The sequence below is a fragment of the Mesorhizobium sp. M2C.T.Ca.TU.002.02.1.1 genome (assembly GCF_003997225.1).
Genome location: NZ_RZTO01000076.1, coordinates 1 through 12,935, shown reverse-complemented (window position 1 = coordinate 12,935; position 12,935 = coordinate 1). Strand labels below are relative to the sequence as shown.

Here is a 12,935-nt window from a genome sequence, read left to right as displayed (position 1 = left end):
GCCGTGGCCGGCGATCCTCGAGCACCTGCCCTACCGCAAGCGCGACGGCACCATTTTTCGCGATCAGCTCACCCATCCCTATTTCGCCGGCCACGGCTATGCCTCGATCCGCGTCGACATGCGCGGCAACGGCGATTCCGAAGGGCTGATGGACGACGAATATTCCGAACAGGAGCTGCAGGATGCCTGCGACGTCATCGCCTGGGCGGCGGCGCAGCCCTGGTGCAACGGCAATGTCGGCATGATGGGTATTTCCTGGGGCGGCTTCAACTGCCTGCAGACGGCGGCGAAGCAGCCGCCGGCGCTGAAGGCGGTGATCAGCCTGTGCTCGACCGTCGACCGCTATGCCGACGACATCCATTACAAGGGCGGCTGCCTGCTCTTGGAAAATTTCGGCTGGGCCTCGACGATGCTGTCCTATTCGTCACGGCCGCCGGATCCGCTGATCGCCGGCGGCAACCGCTGGCGCGACTTGTGGCTCAGCCGGCTGGAGAACCAGCCTTTTCTGTTGCCGCTGTGGCTCAGCCACCAGCACCGCGACGCCTATTGGAAGCGCGGCTCGATCTGCGAGGATTTTTCCGCCGTGAAAGCGGCCGTGCTGTCGATCGGCGGCTGGCATGACGGCTACCGCAACACGATCTCCAATCTCGTCACCGGCATCCAGTCGCCGGTCAAGGGCATCGTCGGCCCCTGGATCCACAAATACCCGCATTACGCCGGGCCCAATCCGGCCATCGGCTTCCTGCAGGAAGCGCTGCGCTGGTGGGACCGCTGGCTCAAGGGCGCTGCGACCGGCGTCGAGGCCGATCCGGCCTATCGCGCCTATGTGATGGACAGCGTGCGGCCGGCGCGCTGGCATCCCGAGCGGCCGGGCCGCTGGGTGGCGGAGCAGGAATGGCCGTCCTCAAACATCAAGATTGAGGCGATCGAGCTCATTTCGACCGGCGCCAAGCCCTCCATCGTCGCTTCGCCGCAGACCTGCGGCCTTGCCGGCGGCGAGTATTTTCCCTTCACCTTCGGGCCGGAGCTGCCCGGCGACCAGCGCCCCGACGACGCGCTGTCGGTGTGCTTCGACCAGCCCGTGCTCGGCGCGGCGATCGACATCGTCGGCGCGCCGGAGCTCGAAATCCGGGTTGCCGCCGATCGGCCCCAGGCCAACATCGCGGTGCGCCTCTGCGACGTGCATCCCGACGGCGCCTCGGAGCTGATCTCCTATGGTGTTCTCAACCTCACGCATCGCAACTCGCATGAGGTTCCACAAGCGCTGGTTCCCGGCGAGACGGTTTCGGCACGCGTGGTGCTCGACCAGTGCGCCTACCGGGTGCCGGCCGGCCATAAATTGCGCGTCGCCGTCTCGACCGCCTACTGGCCGATGATCTGGCCCTCGCCGGAGCAGGTGCGGCTCGATCTCGCGAAGGCGACGCTGAAGCTGCCGCTGCGCCCGCCGGCGAAAGGCAATGAAGTCTCGTTCGCTGAACCGGAAGGCGCGACACCCTGGGCGACCGAGACGATCAGGCCGGCGAATTCCGAACGCCATGTCGACCGCGACGAGAAGACCGGCCTCGTCACGCTCTCCATAACCGACGATTTCGGCGCGGTGCGCGACCTCGACCATGGGCTGGTCAATGGCAGCATCGTGCGCGAGACATGGGCGATCCATCCCGACGACCCGCTGTCGGCCACCGGAGCCACGCATTGGACACAGACCTTGTCGCGAAATGATTGGTCGGTGCGGACAGAAACCTTTGCCCAGATGCGATCGGACGCCGCAAACTTCATCGTCAGCGCCAGAATCGAAGCCTATGAGGGCGAAAAACTGGTCTTCGAACGCGATTTCGAGCACGCGATTCTCCGCGCGCTCCTCTGAGACCAGACAAGATTGGTCCAAATGCGACGTGCGATTTACGCCACCGCATGTCGCATTCGGTCTTGCCTGCCGCTTTCCCTTACGGTCATTATCTCCTCCAATAGCAAGAAACGACCATAAGGTCGCATACCCAGAGTGAGGAACCATAATGTCCAACGAACTTGACTATCTCAGCCGGCGAGTCGCGGCCGGAAAACTCAGCCGTCGCGATTTTCTTGGTCGCGCCGCGGCGCTCGGCGTCGCCGCCACCGTCGCCAACTCGATGCTTTCCAGCGCCGTGCGCGCTGCAGGCCCGGTCAAGGGCGGCACGCTGAAGGCAGGCCTGCAGGGCGGCGAATCCACCAACAGCCTCGATCCGGCGACCTTCCTCAGCCAGGTCCCGTTCGCCTTCGGCAAATGCTGGGGCGAGACGCTGGTCGAGCTCGCGCCGGGCGGCGGCGTCGAATATCTGATCGCCGAGGAGATCGGCAGCTCCAAGGACGCCAAGACCTGGACGATGAAGATCCGCAAGGGCGTCCAGTTCCACAACGGCAAGGAAGTGACACCGGACGACGTCGTGGCGACGCTGAAGCGTCACAGCGACGAGAAGTCGAAGTCGGGCGCGCTCGGCGTCCTGAAGAGCATCGACACCATCAAGGTCGATGGCGGCAATGTCGTGGTCACGCTGAAGGACCCGAACGCCGACATGCCTTATCTGATGGCGGACTACCACCTGATCATCCAGCCGAATGGCGGCATGGACAAGCCGGATGCCGGCATCGGCACCGGGCCGTACAAGATCACCGGCAACCAGCCCGGCGTGAAGCACACCGCCGCGCGTTTCGACCACTACTGGCAGCCCGACAAATACGGCCATGCCGATCAGGTCGAGATCGTCGTCGTCAACGACCCGACGGCGCGCATGGCCGCGCTGCAGGGCGGCCAGGTCAACATGATCAACCGCGTCGAGCCGAAGATCGTCGATCTGGTCAAGCGGCTGCCCGGCGTCACCATCCGCGCCGCCTCTGGCCGTGGCTTCTACCCCTTCAACATGTTCTGCGACACCGCGCCCTTCGACAACAATGACCTCAGGATGGCGCTGAAGCTCGCCATGGACCGCGAGGAGATGCTGACCAAGATCCTGCGCGGTTACGGCGAGGTCGGCAACGACATGCCGGTCAACAAGGCCTACCCGCTGTTCGCAGGCGATTTCGAGCAGCGCAAATTCGATCCGGAAAAGGCGGCCGCGGCTTACAAGAAGTCGGGCCATAGCGGCTCGATCCTGCTGCGCACCTCAGACGTCGCCTTCCCAGGCGCCGTGGACGCCGCCCAGCTCTATCAACAGAGCTGCGCCAAGGCCGGCATCAAGATCGAGATCAAGCGCGAGCCCGGCGACGGCTACTGGACGGAAGTGTGGAACAAGCAGCCCTTCTCGCTCTCCTACTGGGGCGGCCGACCGACCCAGGACCAGATGTACTCGACCGCCTATCTGTCGACCGCCGACTGGAACGACACCCGCTGGAAGCGCCCTGACTTCGACAAGATGGTGCTTGCGGCGCGCGGCGAGCTGGACGAGGCCAAGCGCAAGAAGATCTACCGCGACATGGGCGAGATCATGCGCGACGAAGGCGGCCTGATCGTGCCGTTCTTCAACCAGTTCGTCGACGCGACCGGCAAGGGCGTCGAAGGCTGGGTCGACAATCCGGCGCAGGAACTCAGCAACGGCCATGCCCTGATCGAGTGCTGGCTGCAAGCTTGACGAAGGACAAAGGAAGGGCCGGCGCGAGTCGGCCCTTTCCGGCTTTCATGGCCCGTCCGTAAAGGCGGGTATCATCCCTTCTTCACCATTGCGGGTAGCCGATGTCGTCTCCGATCCTGAGATTGGTCGCTCAGCGCATCTTGCTGGGCCTGGTTCTTCTTTTGGCCGTTTCTGTGCTGATCTTCGCCGGCACGCAGATCCTGCCGGGCGACGTCGCCCAGGCGATCCTCGGCCAGTCGGCGACGCCGGAGGCGCTGGCGAACCTGCGCGAGCAGCTCGGGCTCAACGACCCGGCGTGGCTGCGCTACGTGCACTGGCTGTGGGGCATCCTGCATGGCGATTTCGGCACGGCGCAGTCAAGCGGGCTCGATATCGCCACCTCGATCAGCACCCGGCTGAAGAACACGCTTTTCCTGGCCGCCTGCGCGGCAATCGTCGCGGTGCCGCTGGCGATCATCCTCGGGCTCATTGCCGTGCGCTATCGCAACGGCTTCGTCGACAAGCTGATCTCCGGCCTGGCGCTGGCCTCGACGTCGTTCCCGGAATTCTTCATCGGCTATGTGCTGATCTTCGTGTTCGCCGTGCACTGGCAGATCTTCCCGAGCATCTCGACGGTGGACGACTCCACGCCTTTTCTCGAAAGGCTGCAGGCCGTGGTGCTGCCGGCCACCGCGCTCACCCTGGTGGTGCTCGCCCACATGATGCGCATGACGCGCGCAGCGATCCTCAACGTCATGCAGTCGGCCTATATCGAGACGGCCGAGCTTAAGGGGCTGAGGCCCTTCGACATCATCCGCAAGCATGCCTTCCCGAACGCGATCGCGCCGGTGGTCAACGTCGTCATGCTCAACCTCGCCTATCTCATCGTCGGCGTCGTGGTGGTGGAGGTGATCTTCGTCTATCCGGGCATGGGACAATATCTGGTCGACCATGTCGCCAAGCGCGACGTGCCGGTGGTGCAGGCGGTCGGCCTGATCTTCGCCGCGGTCTACATCACGCTCAACATCGTCGCGGACATCGCCGCCATCGTGGCCAACCCGCGGCTGAGACATCCGAAATGACAAAGACATCCGAAGTGACGGGCCGGATGCAAGACGACCAGAAGGGGAACTGAGGCGAATGGCGCTACGACAAATCCCAGTCACCGCCTGGATCGGGCTGATCCTGACCGGCGCGTTCGCGTTCTGCGCCATCTTCGCGCCCTGGGTCGCGCCGCACGGCAATGGCGAGATCGTCGGCGACGTGTGGGAGCCGATGTCGGCGGCGCATTGGCTGGGCACCGACAATCTCGGCCGCGATCTAGTCTCGCGCATGATCTATGGCGCGCGCATCACCATGGAGATCGCGGTGGCGGCGACGGCGCTGTCCTTCTCGCTGGGCTCAATCCTCGGCTTCACGGCGGCTGTCTTCGGCGGCTGGTTCGACACGCTGCTGTCGCGCTTCGTCGACCTTCTGATGTCGATCCCGACGCTGATCTTCGGCCTCGTCGTCTTGTCGGTGCTGCCGACCAACACGCTGACGCTGATCCTGGTCATGGGCATCCTGGATTCCACCCGCGTCTACCGCCTGTCACGCGCCGTCGCCGTCGACATCAACGTCATGGACTTCGTCGAGGCGGCGAAGCTGCGCGGCGAAGGCAAGGCCTGGATCATCTTCCGCGAGATCCTGCCCAACGCGCTGTCGCCGCTGGTGGCGGAGCTTGGCGTGCGCTTCATCTTCGCAGTGCTTTTCCTGTCGGCGCTGTCCTTCCTTGGCCTCGGCGTGCAGCCGCCGGATTCGGACTGGGGCGGCATGGTCAAGGAGAACAAGGACGGCATCGTCTTCGGCATTCCGGCGGCGCTGATTCCGGCGGCCGCGATCGCGGTGCTGGCGATCTCCGTCAACCTCGTCGCCGACTGGGTGCTCAACCGCACGACGAGCCTGAAGGGAGGGCGCGGCTGATGGCCGAAAGCAAGGCAAATTCAGGCAAGCTCCTCGATATCCGCAATCTGCGCATCGAGGCGACCGTCTACCCGCCGGGCGAAGCGCCGAAGACGATCACGCTGGTCCACGACGTTTCGCTGACCCTTGAGAAGGGTAAGGTGCTCGGTCTCATCGGGGAATCCGGCGCCGGTAAGTCGACCATCGGCCTGTCGTCCATGGCCTATGGCCGCGGCGGCGTGCGCATCACCGGCGGCGAGGTGATCCTCAACGGCCGTGACATCCTGAAAGCCGGCCCCAAGGGCGTGCGGGCGCTGCGCGGACGCGAGGTGTGCTATGTCGCGCAGTCGGCGGCGGCCGCCTTCAATCCGGCGCACAAGCTGATCGACCAGGTGGTCGAGGCGGCCATGCTGCACGGCACCGCGACCCGCGCCGAGGCCGAGAAGCGGGCCGTCGCGCTGTTCAAGAAGCTCAGCCTGCCCAATCCCGAAACGATCGGCGAGCGCTACCCGCACCAGGTCTCCGGCGGCCAGCTGCAGCGCGTGATGACGGCGATGGCGCTTTGCTCGGAGCCCGACCTGATCGTCTTCGACGAGCCGACCACGGCGCTCGATGTGACGACGCAGATCGACGTGCTTGCCGCGATCAAGGACGCCATCCGCGACACGCATGTGGCGGCCCTCTACATCACCCACGATCTTGCCGTCGTCGCCCAGGTGTCCGACGAGATCATGGTGCTGCGCCATGGCCGGCTGGTGGAGTGGGGTGGCACGCGGCAGATCATCAAGGAGCCGCGCCAGGAATACACCAACGCGCTGGTTTCGGTGCATGAGATCGAGCACCAGGAACAGCAGCCAGGCGCGACGCCCTTCCTGTCGGTGAAGAATGTCACCGCCGCCTATGGCGGCGGCCATGTGAAGGTGCTGAAGAACGTCTCGGTCGACATCTATCCGGGACAGACGCTGGCCGTCGTCGGCGAGAGCGGCTCCGGCAAGTCGACGCTGGCGCGCGCCATCACCGGCCTGTTGCCGCCCGAACAGGGCACAGTCACGTTTGACGGCAGGCCGCTCGCCAACAGGCTGGCCGACCGGCCCAAGGAGGATCTGCGCCAGCTGCAGATGATCTACCAGATGGCCGACGTGGCGATGAACCCGCGCCAGACGGTGGGCACCATCATCGGCAGGCCGCTGGAATTCTATTTCGGCATGAAGGGCCGCGAGCGCGACAAGCGGGTCGCCGAACTGCTCGACGAGATCGAGATGGGCAAGGGTTTCGTCGACCGCTATCCGGCCGAGCTGTCCGGCGGCCAGAAGCAGCGCGTCTGCATCGCGCGCTCGCTCGCCGCGAAGCCGAAGCTGATCATCTGCGACGAGGTGACCTCGGCGCTCGACCCGCTCGTCGCCCACGGCATCCTCAAGCTGCTCTTGAACCTGCAGAGCCAAGAAAAGGTCGCGTATCTGTTCATCACCCACGATCTGGCGACGGTGAAGTCGATCGCCGATTCGATCGCGGTCATGTATCGCGGCGAGGTGGTGCGCTACGGCTCCAAGAGCAAGGTGCTGACGCCGCCCTTCGACGCCTATACGGACCTGCTGCTGTCCTCCGTGCCCGAGATGGAGATCGGCTGGCTGGAAAAGGCTATCAAGGGCCGGCGCATGGAAAGCGCCGGAAATTAGCCCACGAAAAGTCTGCCTCCGAGGCGACGGCTGTCATGTGGCTGCAACAGGGAACGGGAAAGATTGCTGCGGGCGGGTAGGGCTCGCGCCCAAAATCAATCTCGAAAAGGGGGCAGGACATGCAGACGGAATTCGACCATCTCGCCGCGCTCGCCGGCAAGGGCAGGATCTCTCGCCGCGATTTCCTCGGCCGCGCGGCGGCGCTCGGCGCCTCGGCGGCGCTGGCAACGACGCTGGCCGGCAAGGCTTTCGCCGCGAGCCCGGTGAAGGGCGGCATCATCAAGGCGGGCCTGCAGGGGGGTGAATCGACCAACAGCCTCGACCCGGCGCTGAATCTCAGCCAGGTGACCTACAACTTCTGCAAGCAGTGGGGCGAATTCCTTGTGCGGCTGACGCCCGAGGGCGGTGTCGAGAACCTGATTGCCGAGGAGATCGGCGCCTCGGCCGACGCCAAGATCTGGACGATGAAGATCCGCGACGGCATCGAATTCCACAACGGCAAGACGGTGACGGCGGAAGACGTCGTCGCCACGCTCGAGCGCCATGCGGACGAGAAGTCGAAATCCGGCGCGCTCGGCATTCTGAAGAACATCAAGACCATCAAGGCCGACGGCAAGGACGTGGTGGTGACGCTCGGCGACGCCGATGCCGACTTCCCCTATCTGATGGCCGACTACCACCTCGTCATCCAGCCGAATGGCGGCAAGGACAACCCGAATGCCGGCATCAGCGCCGGGCCCTACAAGGTCGCCGTCAACCAGCCCGGCGTGAAGCATGGCGGCGAGCGCTTCGCCAATTACTGGCGCGGCGACAAGGCGGGCCACGCCGACCAGATCGAGATCGTCGTCATCAACGACCCGACGGCCCGGCTTGCCGCGCTGCAGGGCGGCCAGGTGCATCTCATCAACCGCGTCGAGCCCAAGGTGGTCGATCTGGTCAAGCGCATGCCGGGCGTCAGCATCGAGAACGTGGCGGGGCGCGGCTATTACCCGTTCAACATGTTCTGCGACACCGCGCCCTTCGACAACAATGACCTCAGGATGGCGCTGAAGCTCGCCATGGACCGCGAGGAGATGCTGGACAAGATCCTGCGCGGCTACGGCTCGGTGGGCAACGACTTCCCGATCAACGAAGCCTATCCGCTGTTTTCCGCCGACATCGAGCAGCGCAAGTTCGATCCGGAAAAAGCGGCGGCGGCCTACAAGAAGTCGGGCCATAGCGGCCCGATCCTGCTGCGCACCTCCGACGTCGCCTTCCCCGGCGCGGTCGACGCAGCGCAGCTCTACCAGCAGAGCTGCGCCAAGGCCGGCATCAAGATAGAGATCAAGCGCGAGCCCGGCGACGGCTACTGGTCGGAAGTGTGGAACAAGCAGCCCTTCTCGCTCTCCTATTGGGGCGGCCGGCCGACGCAAGGTCAGATGTATTCCACCGGCTATCTGTCGACCGCCGACTGGAACGACACGCGCTTCAAGCGGCCCGAATTCGACAAGATGCTCTACACGGCGCGCGCCGAGCTGGACCAGGCCAAGCGCAAGGCGATCTATCGCGACATGGCGATGCTGATGCGCGACGAAGGCGGCCTGATCGTGCCGTTCTTCAACCAGTTCGTCGACGCCGCCAACACCAAGAAGCTCAGCGGCTGGGTGAAGAACCCCAATGGCGAGATGATGGACGGCTACGCGCTCTGCGAGTGCTGGCTGAACGCCTGATATCAGGCTATCCAAAGAAGCGCCGCGTGTCCGCGCGACACGCGGCGCTTCTTTCTCGAAGAACAATCACAGGAACGTTCCGTGGCGCTCAAATCCAAACTGCTGCTCATCATCCTCGACGGCGTGCCCTACCGGAACTGGCGCCGGCTGATGGGCAATCTCGAGGGCTGGGCGCAGTCGGGCGAGGCGCAGGTGTGGAAGATGCGCTCGGTGCTGCCGTCGACCTCGGCCTGCTGCTACGCCTCGATCCACACCGGGGTGACGCCGCAGGTGCATGGCATCCTTTCCAACGAAAACCGCTTTCGCGTCACGCAGCCGGACATCTTCTCGGAGGTGAGCAAGGCCGGCGGCAAGACGGGCGCGGTGACCCATTCCTACTGGTCGGAATTCTTCCGTTCGTACCCGTTCGACCTTGTCGAGGACATGGAGTTCGACGATCCAAGCGGGCCGATCACGCATGGCCGCTTCCACACCATGACCGGCTACAATCTCAAGAACCAGATGACGCCGAGCGACGTCGACCTGTTCGCGACGCTGACCATGCTGGCGAAGCGGCACGGCATCGACTACGGCATCCTGCACACCTGCACGCTGGACTCCATGGGTCATCGCTTCGGCCATGACTGCCACGAGATGGACCATGCCTGCTACGCCATGGACGGCATGCTCGCGGCCTTCCTGCCGCAATGGCGCGCAGCCGGCTATGAAGTGATCGTGACGGCCGACCACGGCCAGACCGACCGCGGCCACCATGGCGGCCACGACGACGAAATGCAGGATTTCGCGCTCTATTATTTCGGGCGAGCCAAGGGGCCCGAGGCCGATACGCTGCTCGACCAACTGCAGCTCGCGCCGACGGTGCTGAGCCGGCTCGGCGTGGAAATACCCGAGACGATGAAGGCGAAGGTGTTTTTGGGGTAGCTCCCCCTTCCCCCACAAGGGGGGAAGGAAAAGCGCCCCTACTGGCAACCTCCCCGCTCTTCGGTTAGCCTCCGAAAAATCCTTGGCGGAGGGTGAACCTTTTTGGACCGATCAGCGACAGAGCTACGAGGAGCCAGGCGGCTCGACCGGCCATGAACGCGGCGACCGAAACCGATCGCGCGCTTGTAGACCGGGTCGCGAAGGGCGACCGGGCCGCCGTTCGGCTCCTGTTCATGCGTCACCACGCGCGGATCTACCGCTTCGTGGCGCGCCAGACGGGATCGGAAATGATGGCCGACGATATCGCCAACGAGGTTTTTCTCGAGCTGTGGAAGCAGGCGCCCAGCTTCGAGGGCCGCTCCGAAGTCTCGACGTGGCTGCTCGGCATCGCCCGCTTCAAGGCGCTGTCCATGCTGCGCAAGAAGAAGGAAGACTGGATCGACGACGACGACGCGGCGCAAGTTCCCGACGGCGCCGACACGCCCGAAGTCGTCACCATGAAAGAGGACAAGGCCGCCGCCTTGCGCCGCTTCGTCGATGCCTTGCCGGAAGAGCACCGCACGGTGATCGACCTTGCCTATTACCACGGCCAGTCGGTGACCGAGATCGGCGAGGTGCTCGGCATTCCGGTCGCGACCGTCAAGACCAGGATGTTCTACGCCCGCAAGAAACTCGGCGAGGCCCTGAAGGCCGCCGGTTACGACAGGGGGTGGCCATGAGCGCCGCTGAAAAGATGTCGCGCCGCGACGAGATGGAGACGCTGCTGCCGTTCTATTTGAACGGCTCGCTGGAGGGCGCCGAGCTGGAAGCCGTCGAGGAATGGCTGGCCACCGATCCGGCGGCGCTTGCCGCCCTTGGCGAGGCCGAGGCCGAGTTCTCGGGCACCGCCGCCGCCAACGAGGCGATCCGCCCGCCCGCCGATGCGCTGAGCCGTTTCACCAGGGCGCTCGACGCCGAGGCCGGCCCAGTGCGCGCGCCGGGCCAATCCTGGCTGGCGAAGATCTTCGGCCGGGTGACGGCGATGCCCGCCGGCGTAGCCTGGGCGGCAGCCGCAGCGCTGCTTGCGCTGGTCATCGTGCAGTCTTTCGAACAGCCGGGCGGCAAGGGCAACGACTTCGAAGTGGCCGGCGCCCAGGACGATCTGGCGAAGCTGCCTTTCGCGCTGGTGAAATTCAAGCCTGACGCCAAGATGGCCGATATCGCCGCCTTCCTCGGCCAGAACGGGCTGAAGATCGCCGGCGGCCCGACCGCGGACGGCGTGTTCCACCTGACGATCCCGGCGAGCACGGCAGCCGATTACGACAGGCTCGTCGGCCTTATTGCCGCCCAGCCTTTCGCGGATGCTGTGGTGCAGGGAAGGAAACCGGCCGATGGCGGCTAAGGCGGTCATTCTTCGCGTGGCAGTCCTCGCGGCGGCATTTGTCGCCGCGCCTGCGTTCGCGCAGACCAACGACCCGAACCTGTCACAAAAGCAGATCGACTGTTTGAACCGTACGGCGGCGGCCGGCGGGGGCTGCGACAAGGACGGCGGCGCCAAGAATGGCGCAGGAACGCCCGGCGCGGCCACGAGCGGCGCGGTGTTCCTGCCGGCGCTGATCGTCGATCTCTTTCCGAACTCGCCGGCGCCCGCGGCCCCACAAACGCCCGCACCGTCCAGCGGCACATCGTCATCGAACGGTTCCAACAGCGCGCCACCGCCCGCGCCAACGCCGAGCGGTCCGGTCACGGTGCCGCAAGGCCTCAACCTGGCCGAACCGCCGCGCGCGGTCGTCGGCGAATTCGTGCCCGACGAGGTGCTGGTGACGGTCGACGGCGATGCCGGCGTGGTGCAGCAGATCGCCAATTCCTTCGGGCTGCAGGTGCGCTCGCAGCGCCAGTCGCGATTGCTCGGCACCACGCTGGTGCGCTTCGGCATCACCGACGGGCGGCCGGTCGGCGTGGTGCTGGCGCAGCTTGCCGCCGACGGCCGCACGCAGCGGCGCGAGCCAAACCATATCTATTCGCTGCAGCAGGCGGCCGGCATCGTGAACTATGCCTTCGACCGCATCGCGCTCGATGCTAGCCAAGCGAGCGGCGAGAATGTGCGCGTCGCCGTTATCGACACCGGCATCGACGACACCAATCCCGCGCTCGCCGGCGTCATTGCCGACCAATATGACGCCATGCCCAACGTGCCGATCGAAAAGCGCGATCACGGCACCTCGGTCGACGGGCTGATCGCCGGCGTCGGTCCGCTGGAAGGCATGGCGCCCGGCGCCAGGATCTACCATGCGCGCGCCTTCGAAGGCGGCAAGTCGACCATGGACGTCATCCTGTCGGCGCTCGACTGGGCGGCCGAGCAAAATGTGCGCGTCATCAATATGAGCTTCGTCGGCCCGAAGAACGACCTGCTCGGCACCGCTTGCCGCAATGCCCGGGCGATGGGCATGGTGCTGGTGGCCGCCGCCGGCAACAACGGGCCGAAGGCACCCTATGGCTATCCGGCCGCCTTCGACGGCGTGATCGCGGTGACCGCCACCGACGCCAAGGACGGGCTGATGCCGCAGGCCAATCGCGGCGCCTATGTCTTCATCTCTGCGCCGGGCGTCGAGATGGTGGCGCCGAGCGGCGCCGGCTCGGATGTGGTGACCGGCACATCCTTCGCCGCCGCGATCGTATCCGGCGCCATCGCCAATCTGATCCATGCTTCGCCGGACCGTACGGCCGACGACATCGAGAAGGCGCTGGCCGCAACGGCCAAGGATCTCGGGCCCAAGGGGCGGGACATTGATTTCGGCTATGGGCTGCTGGACATCAAGGCGGCTGGAGCGGCGAAGGAGTAGCCGCTCATATCTGTTGTGTTGGCGGGACAGCACCCCCCTCTGGCCTGCCGGCCATCTCCCCCGCAAGGGGGAAGATTAGACGCCGCCACCGCCTTCGCCAATCATCGACGTTGAAGAAGTTGGGCCGGCGCTGAAACCGCTGATCTCCCCCTTGCGGGCAGGGCTATCGCATATGGGTTATGGCCTGGATGAGATAATCATCGTTCCAGGCACATTTCTTGATGCGGTGGCTGACAGGGACTTTGTCGATGTCAGCCGCCTGGAGGATGTTTCTGGCAATGC

Annotated in this window: 10 protein-coding genes; all 10 read left to right on the top strand. The window is 65.1% G+C overall.

Annotation, left to right across the window (positions count from 1 at the left end; translation table 11 throughout):
• On the top strand, nt 1-1,867 hold a 1,867-nt coding region (locus EOD07_RS06485; RefSeq protein WP_127234422.1), incomplete at its 5' end, for a CocE/NonD family hydrolase.
• Nucleotides 1,868-2,015: 148 nt separating this feature from the next.
• Complete coding sequence (locus tag EOD07_RS06480; RefSeq protein WP_040979834.1) at nt 2,016-3,605, top strand: ABC transporter substrate-binding protein; 1,590 nt, start codon at nt 2,016-2,018, stop codon at nt 3,603-3,605.
• 101 nt (nt 3,606-3,706) lie between these two features.
• Nucleotides 3,707-4,666 (top strand): ABC transporter permease, encoded by a 960-nt coding sequence (locus EOD07_RS06475; RefSeq protein WP_040979836.1) that lies wholly within the window; start codon nt 3,707-3,709, stop codon nt 4,664-4,666.
• A gap of 58 nt (nt 4,667-4,724) precedes the next feature.
• Entirely contained in the window at nt 4,725-5,546 is an 822-nt protein-coding gene (locus tag EOD07_RS06470) for an ABC transporter permease (RefSeq protein WP_040979838.1), read from the top strand.
• Nucleotides 5,546-7,201, top strand: coding sequence for an ABC transporter ATP-binding protein (locus tag EOD07_RS06465; RefSeq protein WP_127234421.1), 1,656 nt, complete (start codon nt 5,546-5,548; stop codon nt 7,199-7,201). Before EOD07_RS06470 ends, EOD07_RS06465 begins: the two co-directional genes overlap by 1 nt.
• Nucleotides 7,202-7,320: 119 nt before the next feature.
• Nucleotides 7,321-8,910 (top strand): ABC transporter substrate-binding protein, encoded by a 1,590-nt coding sequence (locus EOD07_RS06460; RefSeq protein ID WP_127234420.1) that lies wholly within the window; start codon nt 7,321-7,323, stop codon nt 8,908-8,910.
• Nucleotides 8,911-8,991: 81 nt separating this feature from the next.
• Complete coding sequence (locus EOD07_RS06455; RefSeq protein ID WP_127234419.1) at nt 8,992-9,831, top strand: alkaline phosphatase family protein; 840 nt, start codon at nt 8,992-8,994, stop codon at nt 9,829-9,831.
• 152 nt (nt 9,832-9,983) lie between these two features.
• Nucleotides 9,984-10,550 (top strand): sigma-70 family RNA polymerase sigma factor, encoded by a 567-nt coding sequence (locus tag EOD07_RS06450; protein ID WP_040979846.1) that lies wholly within the window; start codon nt 9,984-9,986, stop codon nt 10,548-10,550.
• Complete coding sequence (locus tag EOD07_RS06445) at nt 10,547-11,212, top strand: anti-sigma factor (protein ID WP_127234418.1); 666 nt, start codon at nt 10,547-10,549, stop codon at nt 11,210-11,212. Before EOD07_RS06450 ends, EOD07_RS06445 begins: the two co-directional genes overlap by 4 nt.
• The gene (locus EOD07_RS06440; protein ID WP_127234417.1) at nt 11,202-12,653 is read left to right on the top strand and encodes a S8 family serine peptidase; all 1,452 of its coding nucleotides are present in this window, start codon (nt 11,202-11,204) and stop codon (nt 12,651-12,653) included. The genes EOD07_RS06445 and EOD07_RS06440 overlap by 11 nt, the downstream gene beginning before the upstream one ends.
• Nucleotides 12,654-12,935 lie beyond the last annotated feature (282 nt).